Source organism: Hyphococcus sp., assembly GCF_041986965.1.
Taxonomy (GTDB): Bacteria; Pseudomonadota; Alphaproteobacteria; order Caulobacterales; family Parvularculaceae; genus Hyphococcus.
In genome coordinates, this window is record NZ_JBHIXB010000001.1 from 374,397 (window position 1) to 389,301 (window position 14,905).

13 protein-coding genes are annotated in these 14,905 nt (G+C 60.5%); 4 read left to right on the forward strand and 9 right to left on the reverse strand.

Going from position 1 to position 14,905, the window contains the following annotated elements:
- Nucleotides 1-57: 57 nt before the first annotated feature.
- The 3 genes from ACFC5L_RS01790 to ACFC5L_RS01800 form a co-directional block, all read right to left on the reverse strand.
- The gene (locus ACFC5L_RS01790) at nt 58-954 is read right to left on the reverse strand and encodes a DUF4908 domain-containing protein (RefSeq protein ID WP_375210732.1); all 897 of its coding nucleotides are present in this window, start codon (nt 952-954) and stop codon (nt 58-60) included.
- Nucleotides 955-1,047: 93 nt separating this feature from the next.
- Entirely contained in the window at nt 1,048-1,773 is a 726-nt protein-coding gene (phbB, locus tag ACFC5L_RS01795; protein ID WP_375201997.1) for an acetoacetyl-CoA reductase, read from the reverse strand.
- Between the two features lie 58 nt (nt 1,774-1,831).
- The gene (locus ACFC5L_RS01800; RefSeq protein WP_375201996.1) at nt 1,832-3,007 is read right to left on the reverse strand and encodes an acetyl-CoA C-acetyltransferase; all 1,176 of its coding nucleotides are present in this window, start codon (nt 3,005-3,007) and stop codon (nt 1,832-1,834) included.
- Nucleotides 3,008-3,241: 234 nt separating this feature from the next.
- Between ACFC5L_RS01800 and phaR the strand changes: the two genes are divergently transcribed.
- Nucleotides 3,242-3,862, forward strand: a complete 621-nt coding sequence (gene phaR / locus ACFC5L_RS01805; RefSeq protein ID WP_375201995.1) for a polyhydroxyalkanoate synthesis repressor PhaR — start codon at nt 3,242-3,244, stop codon at nt 3,860-3,862.
- 21 nt (nt 3,863-3,883) lie between these two features.
- Here the strand turns inward: phaR and ACFC5L_RS01810 are convergent, their stop codons facing one another.
- On the reverse strand, nt 3,884-5,650 hold the full coding sequence (locus ACFC5L_RS01810) for an EAL domain-containing protein (RefSeq protein WP_375201994.1): 1,767 nt from the start codon (nt 5,648-5,650) through the stop codon (nt 3,884-3,886).
- A gap of 125 nt (nt 5,651-5,775) precedes the next feature.
- Between ACFC5L_RS01810 and ACFC5L_RS01815 the strand changes: the two genes are divergently transcribed.
- Complete coding sequence (locus ACFC5L_RS01815) at nt 5,776-5,985, forward strand: hypothetical protein (RefSeq protein WP_375201993.1); 210 nt, start codon at nt 5,776-5,778, stop codon at nt 5,983-5,985.
- Between the two features lie 32 nt (nt 5,986-6,017).
- Here ACFC5L_RS01815 and ACFC5L_RS01820 read toward each other — a convergent pair whose 3' ends face one another.
- On the reverse strand, nt 6,018-6,437 hold the full coding sequence (locus tag ACFC5L_RS01820; RefSeq protein ID WP_375201992.1) for a hypothetical protein: 420 nt from the start codon (nt 6,435-6,437) through the stop codon (nt 6,018-6,020).
- A 139-nt stretch (nt 6,438-6,576) separates the two neighbouring features.
- The gene (locus ACFC5L_RS01825; protein ID WP_375201991.1) at nt 6,577-7,317 is read right to left on the reverse strand and encodes a glycosyltransferase family 2 protein; all 741 of its coding nucleotides are present in this window, start codon (nt 7,315-7,317) and stop codon (nt 6,577-6,579) included.
- Nucleotides 7,318-7,513: 196 nt separating this feature from the next.
- On the opposite strand from ACFC5L_RS01825, the gene ACFC5L_RS01830 reads away from it, so the two are divergent.
- Together ACFC5L_RS01830 and ACFC5L_RS01835 are read left to right on the forward strand one after the other, a co-directional pair.
- Nucleotides 7,514-9,124 carry an ArnT family glycosyltransferase gene (locus ACFC5L_RS01830; protein WP_375201990.1) on the forward strand — a complete coding sequence of 537 codons (1,611 nt, stop codon included), beginning with the start codon at nt 7,514-7,516 and terminating at the stop codon, nt 9,122-9,124.
- A gap of 17 nt (nt 9,125-9,141) precedes the next feature.
- Entirely contained in the window at nt 9,142-10,629 is a 1,488-nt protein-coding gene (locus ACFC5L_RS01835) for an ArnT family glycosyltransferase (RefSeq protein WP_375201989.1), read from the forward strand.
- A 37-nt stretch (nt 10,630-10,666) separates the two neighbouring features.
- Here the strand turns inward: ACFC5L_RS01835 and ACFC5L_RS01840 are convergent, their stop codons facing one another.
- From ACFC5L_RS01840 to thrS, 3 genes are read right to left on the reverse strand one after another with little or no spacing between them, the layout of a single operon-like run.
- Nucleotides 10,667-11,635, reverse strand: a complete 969-nt coding sequence (locus ACFC5L_RS01840) for a glycosyltransferase (RefSeq protein ID WP_375201988.1) — start codon at nt 11,633-11,635, stop codon at nt 10,667-10,669.
- Nucleotides 11,636-11,645: 10 nt separating this feature from the next.
- Nucleotides 11,646-12,911, reverse strand: coding sequence for an O-antigen ligase family protein (locus ACFC5L_RS01845; RefSeq protein WP_375201987.1), 1,266 nt, complete (start codon nt 12,909-12,911; stop codon nt 11,646-11,648).
- Nucleotides 12,912-12,921: 10 nt separating this feature from the next.
- The gene (gene thrS / locus ACFC5L_RS01850; protein WP_375201986.1) at nt 12,922-14,886 is read right to left on the reverse strand and encodes a threonine--tRNA ligase; all 1,965 of its coding nucleotides are present in this window, start codon (nt 14,884-14,886) and stop codon (nt 12,922-12,924) included.
- Nucleotides 14,887-14,905 lie beyond the last annotated feature (19 nt).

A 14,905-nucleotide genomic window follows, 5' to 3' on the forward strand; every position in this document is an offset into this window, starting at 1 on the left:
CTGTTTTAAGACAGAAGCCTACGAATTTCATAAAGAAAACGCAGGAAAATGGGCCCTCTAAAGGGTTTCCTCCAGATAGTGAGCGACTTTCGCCGAGGAGGGCCGCCCGCCAATGTCCTGATTTGGAACATAGAGGATTTCCAGCACCGCCCCATTGAGCGCGACGCCCGGCGCCGCACCCGGTAGGAAGGCGACGCGGCGCACGCGCTCGGCAATAACCCGCGCGCCGGTAGGGTCATCGGCGACCATGGCGAGCCCCTTGGCGGCCGTCAGCACCGCGTCTGACAAGACCGCCGAATTGTCGCCCGTTGCGCGTCGGCCGGCGCTGACGTCAAAAAAGACCGGCGAACCGACAATCGCGCTGATCTGCGCCGAGGCTCCTTGCGCGCGCCGAAGCGCAGCGTCGTAATCTTCAAAAACAAGCGTAAGCGGATGATCGTCCCCAAATGATTTCGACGCCGCAACGCCCTGGAACTCGCCCGGCCAAAACACGGTCGCGCCGCCATAGGCCGCAATTCGCAACAAGGTTTCGCCCTCAGTGGTTTTGTAAATGACGTCGCCTCGCGGGCCGCGCGTCGCGCTCAGCTGATGTATTTCCGGCGCCGGACCGGCGGCGTCGAGAACGCAGTCAAGCCGCGTATCTTCGGGTGAACAAAGAAACTGAACGCGCGCGCTGGCGCCGCGTTCCTCGAAAAGAAAGGTCCGGTCATCGCTCGCCAGAACATAACGCTCCACCGCCCGCGCGGGACCATATTCTCTTGTTCGGTTCCCGCGTTTACCCACAAGCGCGGCAAAGGGATTGTCCGACTGCTGAGCAAGCTTCAGGACACGAGCCTCCTGCGCCTGGGCGACGGCGGCAGGCGAAAGGGTCGCCGCCATAACAAATGGGGCGATGACAAAAGCGGCAAGCCGCGTCATCCGAAAGCCGCCCCGACCGGGGCCCGTCTTGGTCATGGACGAAACTTAGCCTGTGATTTTGGTGAAAAAAGGGCCCCGGCGGTAATTTTCTGCGCCGGAGCCCTTCGATAAATCAAGGACTTGCGCCGGTTAAGCGGCGATATACTGCCCGCCATTGGCCGTCAGCACAGCGCCGGTGATGAAGCCCGCTTTTTCATCAGCGAGGAAAGCGACGCAATCGCCAATCTCCGACGCCTCTCCAAGCCGGCCCACGGGGATCTGCGCGGTGATTTTTTTCAGGGCCTCTTCCGGCATCGCCGCCACCATTTCGGTGGCGATGTAGCCCGGGGCGACCGCATTCACGGTAACGCCCTTGAAGGCGCCTTCCTGCGCCAGCGCCCGGGTGAACCCGATCATGCCCGCTTTCGCCGCGGAATAGTTTGTCTGACCCATCTGGCCTTTCTGGCCGTTGATCGAAGAGATGTTGACGATGCGCCCGAAGCCGCGCTCGCGCATGCCGGGAAAGACCTGGTGCGACATGTTGAAGACGCTGTCGAGATCGGCCCGGATCACCTGGCTCCATTGTTCAGGACCAACTTTGTGAAACATGCCATCGCGCGTAATGCCCGCATTGTTGACGAGAATGTCGGTGGGGCCTTGCGCCGCCTCGATTTCCGCAACGCCTGCCTTGCAGGCGTCATAGTCGCCCACATCCCATTTGAAGACGTTGACGCCGGTTTCGTCCTTGAACTTCGCGGCGGCCTCGTCATTGCCCGCATAGGTCGCCGCGACAGTGCAACCCTTTTCCTTCAAGGCGAGGCATATGGCGCGGCCAATGCCGCGTGTGCCGCCAGTGACGATTGCATTCCTGCCCATGATGTTTTCTCCCGGTTTGTTTCCACCCTACGCTTTACGCAAACTCTTCGGCCCGCCTTTAGCGTTCAACGCAAAGCGCCACCCCCATGCCGCCGCCGATGCAGAGCGTAGCGAGGCCTTTCGACTTGCCCGAGCGTTTGAGCTCATAAAGCAGCGTCGTCAGAATGCGCGCGCCCGATGCGCCGATAGGGTGGCCGATGGCGATGGCGCCGCCATTGACGTTCACTTTCGACGCGTCCCAGCCAAGCTCTTTGCCGACGGCCAGCGCCTGCGCCGCGAAGGCTTCATTGGCTTCGATAAGATCGACATCGTCAAGAGACCAACCGGCTTTTTGCAGCGCAAGACGGGACGCCGGCGCCGGGCCGATGCCCATGATCGACGGATCAACGCCGCAATGCGCCCAGGATGCAATCGTCGCCAGCGGTTCAAGACCGCGTTGTTGCGCCGCTTCCTCAGACATCACCACCAATGCTGCAGCGCCGTCATTCAGTCCCGAAGCATTCGCCGCCGTCACCGAGCCGCCATCGCGCTTGAAGGCGGGCTTCAACCCGGAGACGCCGTCAATGGTCGCGCCTTCGCGGATATATTCATCCTCAGCGAAGACAATCTCGCCTTTGCGGGTCTTGATCGTGACCGGTGTGATTTCCTCTTCGAACTTGCCTTCCTTCTTCGCGGCCTCGGCCTTGTTCTGGCTGGCGACGGCGAAAGCATCCTGTTCTTCGCGGGTGATCTGGTATTTTTCGGCGAGATTCTCCGCCGTCACGCCCATATGGTAGTCGTTGAAAACGTCCCAGAGACCGTCGGTGATCATGGTGTCGGCGAAGCTTTTCGGCCCCATCTTCTGACCGTCGCGCAAATGCGCCGCATGAGGCGCAAGGGACATATTCTCATGGCCGCCGGCGACCACTACAGACGCATCGCCCAGCCGCACCGCCTGCGCCGCCATGGCGACCGCGCGAAGCCCTGAACCGCAGACCTGGTTGATGGTCATGGCCGGCTTTTCCTGATCGATGCCGGCGCCGATGGAGGCCTGGCGGGCGGTGTTCTGGCCCTGACCCGCCTGAAGGACATGACCCATCACCGTTTCGTCCACATCGCCGCCGGAAATCCCGGCCCGCTTCAATGCTGCGGCGATAACGGTCTCACCCAGTTTCGCCGCCGGAACGGACGCCAGACTTCCCCCGAAAGACGCAACGCCTGTTCGCGCCGCCGAAACAATAACCGCCCTGCTCATAAGAGCCTCCTGACCTGAATTTGTGCGCCCGCTGGCGGGAAGGCCTCTCGCCCACCCGGCCCTTCAGGCGCGAAGGGTAAACAATCTCAAGGGTTTAAAGCCGCGAAAACTTGTGGTTAACGCGTATGCAAACCTTATTTTCATGCTATAGCAGGATTAGCAAGCGCACAAAATCATCGCGCCGCAGCGCCGCAACACTTCTGCAGCGCCGCAAAGGGCCGGGAGGGCAGGACCATGACAGAAAAATCATCAAAAGGCCGCGGCAGGGCCGAGGGCGAACCCGTCGTCATCAAGAAATATGCGAACCGCCGCCTCTACAACACGGCGACGTCGTCTTATGTGACGCTCGATTTTCTTGCGGAGATGGTGAAAGACGGCGAGGACTTTGTCGTCTTTGACGCCAAGTCCGGCGAGGAAATCACCCGGTCGGTGCTCACGCAGATCATTTTCGAGGAAGAGAGCAAGGGCCAGAACCTGCTCCCGGTCCAGTTCCTGCGCCAGTTGATCAAATTCTATGGCGACAGCCTGCAAACTTTTGTGCCGTCCTATCTCGAAATGAGCATGGATGCTTTTTCGCGCAACCAGGAAGAAATGCGCGGCCGTATGCGCGACGCCTTCGGCGGCTCGCCGGGCTACGCCATGTTCGAGGAAAGCGTCCGCAAGAATATGGAGCTTTACGAGCAGGCGATGAAAATGTTTTCGCCGCTCGGGCCTTCCTATTCACCTTCCCCGCAACGCGCCGGCGGCGGCGCTGCGCCGAAAAAGGAAGCTGAAGACGCAGACGACATCAATGCGCTGAAAAATCAGGTCGCAGCCCTGCAACGCAAGCTCGACAAGCTTGAAGGCGACGAATAACGCCTCGTCAAAATCTGATTTTTAGGATTGCCGGCGCTCGGCGCGCTGCGGCGTTTCATTAGGCGCGCCGTCAGGCAGCCAGTCCGGATTGGTTTCCGGCTTGCCAATCAGAAAGCCCTGCAGGAAGTCAACGCCGAGACCTTTGAGCAGCATCGCATCGGCTTCGTTATCGACCCACTCGGCAACGGTCTGCATGCCGAAATTACGAGCGAGGTCCAAAAGCGTCCGGACAAAAAGCTGATTCTCGCGCGAGGACGAAACGCCGGTGACGAAAGATCCGTCGATTTTCAGAATATCAATGTCCATCGCTTTGAGATTGCGGAACGAGGTGTAGCCCGCGCCGAAATCGTCAATGCCGAAAGAACAGCCAAGCCGCTTGATCTCGGAGACGAATTCAATCGAGGCGTCGATGGAGTCGATCACCTGGGTTTCAGTAAGCTCCACCGTAATGCGGCGCGTCAGCTCCTGATTGGCGCGTAGAAGCGCAATATAGCCCTCAGCCCACACGAAATCCTTCACCGTCTCCATGGAGATGTTCACATTGAGATGGATGTTCGGAATGACAGCGAGCGTGTTGAGCGCAAGCTCAAGCACACGGCGGTCGAGCAGGTGGACAAGGCCGAGACGCTCTGCCGCGGGAATGAATTCCGGCGCCGGAATATTCTGTCCGTCATCGCCGCGCATGCGGATAAGGCATTCGAATTTTTTCGGCGTTTCGTCGAGATCGGCGACAATCGGCTGGAAGGCGAGACGCACGCGGCGTTCGTTGAGCGCCGTCAAAATCACATCCGACATATGCGTGTTGCGACGACGCATGGAAACGACGTCGGTCTTGTCAGTGAAGGCTGACCAGCTCGACTTGCCAATGCGTTTTGCAGCGTCGAGGGCGGCTTCCGCGCGGGTCATGGCCGCGTTCGAATTATCGGCCTGTTGCGGCAGACTGACCGCGCCGAGGCAGACTGAGGCGGCGATGACGCCGCCTTTGGTTTCGATGACGCTTTCGCGCACCACATTGAGAAGGCGCACGCAGATCTGGCGTAAATGGTCAGAATCGGTGTCGGAAATAATGATGCCGAATTTGGTGCCCGCGACGCGGCCGATGCGATCGTCAGGACTGAGAACGCTGGCGAGCCGCGTCGCCACTTCGGCGATCACCTTGTCAGCGGCTTCGAAACCGAAATCAGCGTTGACGGCGCCCAGATCATCAATGCCCACCATCAGATAGGCGCCGGTGGTTCCGCCGGAAATCATGTTGGCGATTTTGGCGTCGAGCGCTTTTTTCAGATGCGTGCGATTGAGATGGCCGGTCAGTTCGTCGTTGACCGCGAGCCAGGAAAGCTGCTCCTCGCGGCGCTTGCGGGTTTCAATGGAGCGAATGACGCTGATCAGGCGGCGCCCGGCGCCGGCGCCGATCCAGCCGCCGCGCTCTTCGACCCAATGGCCGTCGCCCTCATCGCGCTTCAGTTGATACTCACAGGAATAGCTCTGGCGGTCGCCCGCAAAAGCGGCGATTCGTGTTTCGTCTTCATTGCCGTGGATGCGGGCCGAGAACGCGTCGCTGGTGGCGGCGACATTATCGCGCGAGACGCCGAAGATCCGGGCCGCCGCTTCATCGTCTGACCATTTCAGACTGCCCGCTGTTGGATCAAACTCGAACATGGTCTGGAGGCCGCGATCGGATGCGTCGCCTTCCTGTAAGGCGACAGACAACGCAGCCGAGGCGCCCATTACAGGCGCCTTCTCGGCGTCAGACTTCTCATGATGGAACGCCTTAGCGTTATCAGCCATTAAACCCACTCACACATTTACGAGGGGACTTTAGACCCAAAGCCGTAAATAAAATTTGAAGCGTGAGCAAAGCCAAGAACGCCCCATAAAGGGACAGCTGGCGCCGAAATTGCTGCAACCTGGGCATGAATACGGTTCTAAATCTTCCCGTTCTCGCCCGCCGCCCGCTGCCGCTCGCACGGACGGTCGCGCCAGTGGAACAGACCCGCGTCATGCTGGCCGCCGACACGCGCCGCGCTGAGCCGCCCGGCCAGTCTGACGCCGAGAAGGTTTACGGCCATGTAAAAACGCTTGCGTCCCAAAACGGGCCGCAAGCGCTGGATGTTTACTTCTAGTTTATTCCGCCTCAGTCGAGACGTGACATCAGCTAAGCTGAGACGCCGCCGCCCACCGAAAGGTCCCGGCGCGCCGTCACGGTGGTGACGATGAACCCGGCCATGAAGTCGAGGAATGTCATCGACATAAACAGGAAGAAGACCGAGTTTCCAAAGCCCTTCACGATGATGAAGAGCAGCAGCGAAACCACGAACACGACCACGGACAGAGCGTGATTCATGATCGATTCAGAGCCGGTCTTGGTGGAGCGCAACAGCTCCACAAACAACAGCCCCATGCTCGCTAAAAGGAAAACATCGCCCCAGGTGACGTTCCAGATATCGGTCGACACCATCGGCAGCTGCACGAAGGTGATTTCCCACCATTCTGCGCCGGCCGCGCCCGTCAGCGTCAGAACCGCAAAGATAATCAGGCTGATCGCCAGCAATGGAAACATTTGGTACATAGACATTATCGACCCTTCTCTTGCCGCCGCCCCCCTTCGAAAAGTCGCCTTTCGCAGTCAAAGGCGCGGGCGTCTGGCGGCCCCCGGTTAATGAGAGCTTAACACGGGGATGGCTCGCCGCCAAAATAGAAATCCTGGTGGAAAATCAGCCCTCTTCCTCAACCCGGCCAGGCTGTCGGGCGCGCGCGTTCAGCCACATGACGCCCATAAGATCGCGAACCGCAACGAGTGCGCGCCCGAAATTGGTGTATTTCGAAACGCCATGGGCCCGCGCCCGGTGAGAAACCGGGGCAAAGGCGACCTCATAACCCTCCCGCACCATCAGCGCCGGCAGATAGCGGTGGATGTGATCAAAATAGGGGAGCCGCAAAAACGCCTCGCGCTTGAACAGTTTGAGGCCGCAGCCCGTATCCGCCGACCCGTCATTCAGGAGACGGCGGCGAATGGCGTTGGCGGCGCGCGAGGCGATCTTTTTCGCCTGACTGTCCTGGCGGCCGCGGCGCTCCCCCGCCACCATGGCGAGACGGTCGCCCCCATCCATCAGCTTTTCATAGAGCGCCGGAATATCCGCCGGGTCGTTCTGCCCATCGCCATCGAGCGTTGCGATCACCGGCGCGCGCGCCGCCAGAATGCCTGTGCGCACGGCGCGGCTTTGCCCGGCGTTCTTTTCGTGACGAAGAATGCGCAATTGCGGGTGACGCGTCCGGGCGGCTTTGAGCGTCTCGACCGTTTCGTCCGTTGACGCGTCATCGACCATGATAATTTCATGATCGACGCCGTTGAGCGCCGCCGCAATTTCATCGGCGAGCGCGCCGGCGCCGCCGGCTTCATTGTGCATGGGCGCAACGACGCTGATCGCGGGTATTTGGGAAGAAGCCGTTTCCATGAGGTAAGGCTCATATCTGATCCGCGTCCACCGGTCACGCCGCCAGGGGACATAAAACCCAGGAGACACATGACGAAGACAAAGCCTGCAGATGCCGGTAAGCTCTCAGCCTATGAGGGGTGAAATGAAAACCGGGGCGAACACCGGAGCGAACGCTGGGGTGAACACTGGGGCCGGACTCACGCGCCGGACCGCAATGCTCATCGTTGTCCTGTTCGCTGCGGTGACGGCTTTTGCGGGACTATTTTCTCTGCCGCCTCTCGACCGCGATGAGGCCCGGTTCGCACAGGCGACCGCCCAGATGCTCGAAAGCGGCGATTTCATCACCATTCGTTTCCAGGACGCCGAGCGTAACAAGAAACCGGCCGGCATCTACTGGCTACAGGCGGCGAGCGTCGCCTCCCTGTCAGATGTCACCGCCCGGGAGATCTGGGCCTATCGCATCCCCTCGATGATCGGCGTGGTCCTGGCTGCGCTTTTCACCTTTCTCGCAGGCGCGCGGCTTTATGACCTGCGCACCGGACTGCTTGCCGGGCTGTTGCTGGTGAGCGCCCCTGTCGTCGCCGCGGAAGGCACCATCGCCAAAACCGATGGCGTTCTCCTTGCGCTGATCTGTCTCGCGCAACTGGCCTTCGTCGAAGTCTATGCGCGCGTTCAGACGGCGGAAAAAACCGGCTGGTGGTGGCCCGTCATTTTCTGGGCGGCCCATGGGGCGGGCGCTCTCGTGAAAGGCCCGATCGGCCCAATGGTGTCGTTGATGACCGGCCTTGGTCTGACGACGGGGACGCCGCGCTTTAAGTGGATCGCCGCTTTAAGGCCGGTCGCCGGCGTCCTGATCCTTGTGCTGATGGTCGCGCCCTGGGCCTTCGCCATCTGGCAGGCGACGGAAGGACGCTTCTTCACCGATGCTGTCGGCGGCGACATGCTCGGCAAGGTGGGCGATGCGCAGGAAGGTCATGTGGGCCCGCCCGGATATCATTTCGCGCTGGTCTGGCTTCTTTTCTGGCCGGCTGCCGCGCTGATCGTCTCCGGCGTTCTCAATGCGTGGAAGCAACGCACAGACTGGCGCGCCCGCTTCCTTCTTTCCTGGCTTATTCCCGCCTGGATCGTCTTCGAAATCGCGGCGACAAAGCTGCCTCATTATGTGATGCCGCTTTATCCGGCCCTCGCCATCATCGCCGCCCATGGCGCCGTCTCTGCGATACGGCCGGCCTGGGCGGAAAAACTCGGCGCGCTGATTTATGCGGGGATCGGTCTTGCCGCAGCGGCGATCATCGCCCTGGCGCCGATCTATTTCAGCGCAGCGCCGCTGACGCTAACCTGTTTCACCGCCGCGGCGATCACCGGCGCCGCAGCGCTTTTCATTGCACGCCTCTTCTGGCGCGGACGCGGTTTTGCCGGCGGCGTCGCCGCCTCGGTCCTCGCTGCGCTTTACGCCTGGACCCTGCTGACCATGGTTTTGCCGGGCCTTTCGCAACTGGCCGTGAGCCCGCGCCTGTCGACCGCGCTTGAGATGGCTGACCGCCACCCCCTGCATGATGATTTGGCGCCGGCGGCGCTCGCCGGCTATTCAGAACCCTCGGCGATTTTTCTCCTGGGAACGCAAACCATGCTCGGCTCCGGCGCGGACGCCGCCGCGCGGCTCAAGACCGGCGCTGCAAGCGTCGCCGTCGTCGAAGCGCGCGAAGAAGGAGCCTTCCTTGCGCAGCTTGACGGCGTCCCGACTGCCAGCCTTGCCGTCATTGACGGGCTCAACTACTCCAACGGCAAGGATGTGCGCCTCACCCTCTACATCCTCGCGCCGTAACCCTCCACGGGAGCCTCATGACCGCCGACAACACTCATCATGCGGCGCCCCAGCCTGCTGATTTGGGGCGAACCTTCTGGATCATCGCCGCCGCGATCATGGGTCTTCGCGTCATCGTCTTGATCCTGACGCCGCTTGGGATCGGTCCCGATGAAGCGCAATACTGGTATTGGTCGCGCGATGTCGATTTCGGCTATTACTCCAAGCCGCCGGTGATCGCCTGGGCGATTGCGTTGACCACCGGCCTTTTCGGAAATAGCGATTGGGCCATACGCCTTTCGGCGCCATTCTTTCATTTTGGCGCGGGCGCATTCCTCTATCTGGCGGCGAGGCGTCTTTACGACGAGCGCACCGCTTTCTGGACCGGCCTCGGCTGGCTCACCATGCCCGGCGTTTTGCTTTCGTCTTTCATCATGGCGACCGATGCGCCGCTGCTCTTCTTCTGGTCGGCGGGACTTTTTTTTCTGGCGCGGATCATGAGCGCGCCTGCGCCGCGCATCGGAGATTTCGCCGGCCTTGGCGCCGCCATCGGGCTCGGCCTCATGTCCAAATACGCCATGATCTATTTTCCGGTCGCGCTTGCGCTCATTCTTTTGTCAAAAGCGGCGCGCGAGAAGCTGCTGTCGCCGCCTCTGGCGCTCACCACGCTGCTCGCGGCTGGCCTATTCGCACCCAACATCATCTGGAACATGCAAAATGATTTCCAGACACTCTCCCACACGGCGGCGAATGCAGATTGGGGCGCACAGCTTTTTCACCCCCTCGCTTTTCTGGAATTCTTTGGAGGCCAGTTCGCCGTCTTCGGAATCATCCCCTTCTCAGCGCTGATTTATGTCGTTGCACAGCGATCCGTATGGCGTTTGGAAAGCCGCGATTACTTGCTTCTCGTCTTCACATTAACGCCGCTCCTCATTGTCGCCGGGCAAGCATTTTTATCCCGCGCCCACGCAAACTGGGCGGCGGCGGCCTATCCGGCGGCGCTGATGCTGGTCACCGGATGGTTGTGCCGTGAAAATCGCACCGCAAGCCTCGTCAAATTCAGCGCCGGGTTTCACGGGATTTTGTTGGCGCTTTTTACCATTGGCGTTCTAAGCCCGGCGCTTGTCGATCACGCGGGGCTTTCAAATGTGGTCCGGGATCTTCGCGGCTGGAAAGCGCAGACGGATGACATCATGACCTATGCGCCGGGCTATGACGCCGTTCTTGTCGATGATCGCTATCTCATCAGCGAAATGCTCTATCATCAAAGAGACAGTGAGATTGAGATCGCCGCCATCGATCCGAATGCCTCCATCAACAACCATTTCGAAGCGTTTCGGCCCTTCGACCCCACCCGCATGAAGCGAGTTCTGTTCGTAACGACGCGCAAAGACGCGGCGCATGTGGATTACCGCTTTCATGAGATTAAGCGTCTCGGCCAAGTGAAAACAGAGCCGGGCGCCAGCAAACCCCGCACCTATACGCTTTACGAACTCTCTGGTTTTTACGGAAAGCGTGTTCCCTAGACGCGAGCGGAGCTCCCGCATCGCTCGACTATGCGCGTCACCGCTCCGATTGACGCCGCGCCAGCGACCGCGCGCGCTCCAGTCCGCGGCCGCCGACCCGCATTCTGAAACCGATCAGACGCAAGGCCTTGAAGAGAGCCCGCTTCACAAAAAGAACGCCGAACAGGGCCCAGAGAAGGCTGTCCACCAACCACAAAAACGGTTTCGGGTAGGCGTCAGAAAAATGGGTGTGAAAGTAGCGGATAATCCCCGCCGTCTTGCGCGCCTCGATCTTCACCGGATTGGCGCGGCTTGAACTCTTGTAGTGGACCACTTCGACATGAGGATTGAACCAGACCTCACCGCCCGCCTTTGCAAAGCGCAGGCAGAAATCCACGTCCTCCACATGGAGGAAATAGCGCTCATCCATGCCGCCCACCGCATCATGATCGGCTTTCGGCAAAAACATCACCGCGCCCGACAGGGTCGGCACGTCGATCACCTGGTCCGGACAGTCCTCTGTATGAAGATTAAACCGTTTGAAATAGGGGTGCTGCGGCGCGAGCTTGTAGAGCCGCGTCGCCTCCACAAAGGCAGTCCATGGCGTCAGCACCTGACGCCGGGAGCCCTGTTGTTCTGCGCCGTCGGGATTGACGAGTTTCGCGCCCATAAGCCATGGCCGGTCAAGCTCGGCGCTGTCCGTCAGCAGGCGCGCAACACCGCCCGCCGGCATCAGCGCATCGGGATTGATGATCAAAAGATATTCGCTTGAGGCGTTCTTTGCGCCAAGGTTACACCCCGCAGCGAAACCTACATTGCCCTGCCCCTCAATGACCCGCACGGGGGCGCCCGCGCTTGCGCTCGCCGCTTCGACATCACCGGCGAAATTACCGTTATTGACGAGGATGATCTCGGCGATCTCCGGCTGCGTGCGCAGCGCGGCGATGGAACGCGCAAGCACGGGGCCGGTGAAATAGCTCACCATGACGGCGGAGACGCATGGCGTCGTTTCAGGGCTTTCCATCATGGGAAGGGTTTCAGCGTTTTTCGAGCATATGCGCAAGCGCAACGCCGCTCGCCGCCAGCGCCATCGCCGCAAGACGCCACACCTGCCAGAGGCTTCCCTCCACCATCACGGAAATGAGGATCGCCACAAAGGCGCCGGCGATGGCGGCGCCGACGGCGCGCGACAGATGCGCGCGCAACAAGGCCGTCAGCCCGAACCAGATGAACGCCGCAGTCGCGGCAACGCCGGGAATCCCGAGCTCCAGCCACAATTGCAAGAAAACATTGTGGGGATGGATCGGAATCACCGAAAGCTCAACACGCGCGCCGGGCACATCGACCATGGGCGCGGTTTCTTTCCACATGCGCGCATAATCGGCGCCGCAGCCGAAAGGCTGGCAGGATAACGCCTCAACGCCAGCCGCCTTCCAGATCGCAAGCCGGTGCAGCGATGACGACGCCTGCGCCAAAACCTCCGGCGACAGATGTTTCTGAGCGCTGGCGTAAATCGCGTCGACCGGGATCTGTGACGCCAGAAACGGCGCCAGAAGCAGAAGCGCGATGGCGCAGCCGCCGATCAACCGTAACGTAAAACGCTGCGCGCTGATGGCCATAAACGCGGCGACAAGCCCGGCGCCGATCGCGATGACATTCGCCAGCACATCATTGGTCGCCGCCGCCGCGACGCCGAGCGCCAGAACGAAAGCCGCCGCCGTGCGCGACCATTGCCGCACCGCAATCGCCGCCGCCGGAAACAGCGCCGGCGCCAGCGCGGTGACGCCGCGCCCAAGCGCGATGATGTCGCGCTCGCTGCTCGGTTCGTTCGGCGGCAACAAACGGCGCAGCAATCCGTCGGTGACGCCTTCAAAGGCGAGAATGATCATGCCGGCGACCAGCGCCCATAAAAACGCCTGGCCGAGCCGCCACGCCCATTCCCGGGTCAGGGTCAGCAAGAACCAAATGATGCTGGCGCCCACCAGCGCAGGGCCGAGCACATAAAAAAACATGCCGGGATCGCCTTTCGGCGACCAGAAGCCGGAGAGAAAAATCCACAAACACAAAAACAGGAGCGCCGCGAAGCTCGCGAATTTTGAATCGTCCAGCGAAGGATTGTCAAACAGCTTGCCGAACGCCGCCTGCCAGAACGCGCCGCGGGCGAAAGCCGGCAGGCTCGCCAGCAAAAGCCAGGGCGCGAGCCCCCGGTGACCGAACACCGCCGTTAAAGGCAGGAGAAAAAACAGCGCGTAAAACCAGCGCCGGCTCGCCTTGTCTCTTTTGTCTCGCCAATGCGCGGCCATAAACCGAGCGCTACGCGCGTTTCAAATCCGGCGCCAGCGCCTCGTGCGCCAGCGTCTCGGCCGCCGCAGAAAGCGACATGGTTTCCTGATCTTTCGAACCGAGACGACGAAGCGAAACGGCTTTTTCCTCCGCTTCTTTAGCGCCGACGACCGCGATCACCGGGATCTTGGCGTGGGAATGTTCACGCACCTTGTAGTTGATTTTTTCCGACCGCACGTCGAGGTCAACGCGCAGTCCTGCGGCGCGCAACGCCTCCGCCGCCTCGCGCGCATAATCATCCGCCGCCGATGTAATCGTAGTCACGACGACCTGCACCGGCGACAGCCAGAGCGGCAGGCGCCCGGCATAATGCTCGATCAGAAGACCGATAAACCGCTCAAACGTGCCGAAGACGGCGCGATGCAGCATCACCGGACGCTGGCGGGCGCCGCTTTCATCCACATAGGTCGCATCGAGACGTTCCGGCAGCACATAATCAAGCTGATAGGTGCCCGCCTGCCAGGTGCGGCCGATGGCGTCGGTGAGATGAAATTCGAGTTTCGGCCCGTAAAAAGCGCCCTCGCCTTCCGCATAGTCAAACTCAAGACCCGCTGACGTCAGCGCATCGGCGAGCGCTTTTTCCGCCCGGTCCCAGGTGGCGTCGTCGCCCGCGCGCGCCTCAGGGCGCGTCGCCAGCTTATAGGCGATTTCGGTCATGCCCATGTCTTTATAGACGCGGCTGAAGAGGTCGAGAAAACGGCTGGTCTCTTCCTTGATCTGATCTTCGCGGCAGAAGATATGCGCGTCATCCTGGGTCATCTGGCGCACACGCATCAGCCCATGCAGCGCGCCATGGGCTTCATTGCGATGACAACAGCCGAATTCCGCCATGCGGATCGGCATGTCTCGATAGGATTTGATGCCCTGTTTGAAGATCTGCACATGGGCCGGGCAGTTCATGGGCTTTAACGCCATGAGATCGGCCTTGCCGGTGAGCACCGGGCCTTCTTCCTCCGTAGACGGAATTTCATCGGGAACGACGAACATGTTCTCACGGAATTTCGCCCAGTGGCCCGACTGCTCCCAGAAAACAGAGTCGAGCAATTGCGGCGTTTTCACTTCCACATAGCCATCTTCATCAAGCTGGCGGCGGATATAGGCCTCAAGCTGGCGCCAGACGAGATAACCTTTCGGATGCCAGAAGACGGAGCCCTGCGCTTCGGCTTGAAAATGGAAGAGGTCCATTTCGCGGCCGAGCTTCCTGTGATCGCGTTTTTCCGCCTCTTCAATGCGATGAAGATAGGCCTTCAGGTCTTTCTCATTCGCCCATGCGGTGCCGTAAATCCGTTGCAGCATCGCATTGCGATGGTCGCCGCGCCAATAGGCGCCGGCAAGCTTGGTCAACTTGAACGCCTTGCCGATATGCCTCGTCGACGGAAGATGCGGGCCCCGGCAGAGATCATGCCAGTCGCCGTGATAATAAATTTTCACATCCTCATCGCCGGGCAAATCGGCAATGATCTCGGCTTTATATTTTTCGCCAATCTCTTCGAAATGCTTGATGGCGGCGTCACGATCCCAGATTTCTTTGCGGGTCGGGCGGTCCTGATCGACGATCTGCATCATCCGCTTTTCAATGTCAGCGAGGTCGTCGCTGGAAAACGGTTCGTCGCGTGCGAAGTCGTAGAAAAACCCGTCCTCGATATTCGGGCCGATGGTGACTTGCGTGCCCGGATAAAGCTCCTGCACCGCCTGCGCGAGCAGATGCGCAGCGTCATGGCGGATGATATCGAGCGCGTCTTCATGATCGCGGGTGATAATCTCAACCTTGGCGTCATGGCCGATCTCGCCAAAGAGGTCGCAGACTTCGCCGTCCACCTTCACCGCCAACGCCTTTTTCGCAAGCGATTTCGAGATGTTCTCGGCGATCAGCGTCCCCGTCACGGGTCCGTCAAACTGGCGAACGGAACCGTCGGGAAGGGTAATGGCGACCATGGCTTCAGACTTCTGTTTT

Bases quoted from the DNA above. Each gene is read 5' to 3' on its own strand.
- ACFC5L_RS01790 (WP_375210732.1), bottom strand. From the start codon at position 954: ATGACCAAGACGGGCCCCGGTCGGGGCGGCTTTCGGATGACGCGGCTT.
- phbB (WP_375201997.1), bottom strand. From the start codon at position 1,773: ATGGGCAGGAATGCAATCGTCACTGGCGGCACACGCGGCATTGGCCGC.
- ACFC5L_RS01800 (WP_375201996.1), bottom strand. From the start codon at position 3,007: ATGAGCAGGGCGGTTATTGTTTCGGCGGCGCGAACAGGCGTTGCGTCT.
- phaR (WP_375201995.1), top strand. From the start codon at position 3,242: ATGACAGAAAAATCATCAAAAGGCCGCGGCAGGGCCGAGGGCGAACCC.
- ACFC5L_RS01810 (WP_375201994.1), bottom strand. From the start codon at position 5,650: ATGGCTGATAACGCTAAGGCGTTCCATCATGAGAAGTCTGACGCCGAG.
- ACFC5L_RS01815 (WP_375201993.1), top strand. From the start codon at position 5,776: ATGAATACGGTTCTAAATCTTCCCGTTCTCGCCCGCCGCCCGCTGCCG.
- ACFC5L_RS01820 (WP_375201992.1), bottom strand. From the start codon at position 6,437: ATGTCTATGTACCAAATGTTTCCATTGCTGGCGATCAGCCTGATTATC.
- ACFC5L_RS01825 (WP_375201991.1), bottom strand. From the start codon at position 7,317: ATGGAAACGGCTTCTTCCCAAATACCCGCGATCAGCGTCGTTGCGCCC.
- ACFC5L_RS01830 (WP_375201990.1), top strand. From the start codon at position 7,514: ATGCTCATCGTTGTCCTGTTCGCTGCGGTGACGGCTTTTGCGGGACTA.
- ACFC5L_RS01835 (WP_375201989.1), top strand. From the start codon at position 9,142: ATGACCGCCGACAACACTCATCATGCGGCGCCCCAGCCTGCTGATTTG.
- ACFC5L_RS01840 (WP_375201988.1), bottom strand. From the start codon at position 11,635: ATGATGGAAAGCCCTGAAACGACGCCATGCGTCTCCGCCGTCATGGTG.
- ACFC5L_RS01845 (WP_375201987.1), bottom strand. From the start codon at position 12,911: ATGGCCGCGCATTGGCGAGACAAAAGAGACAAGGCGAGCCGGCGCTGG.
- thrS (WP_375201986.1), bottom strand. From the start codon at position 14,886: ATGGTCGCCATTACCCTTCCCGACGGTTCCGTTCGCCAGTTTGACGGA.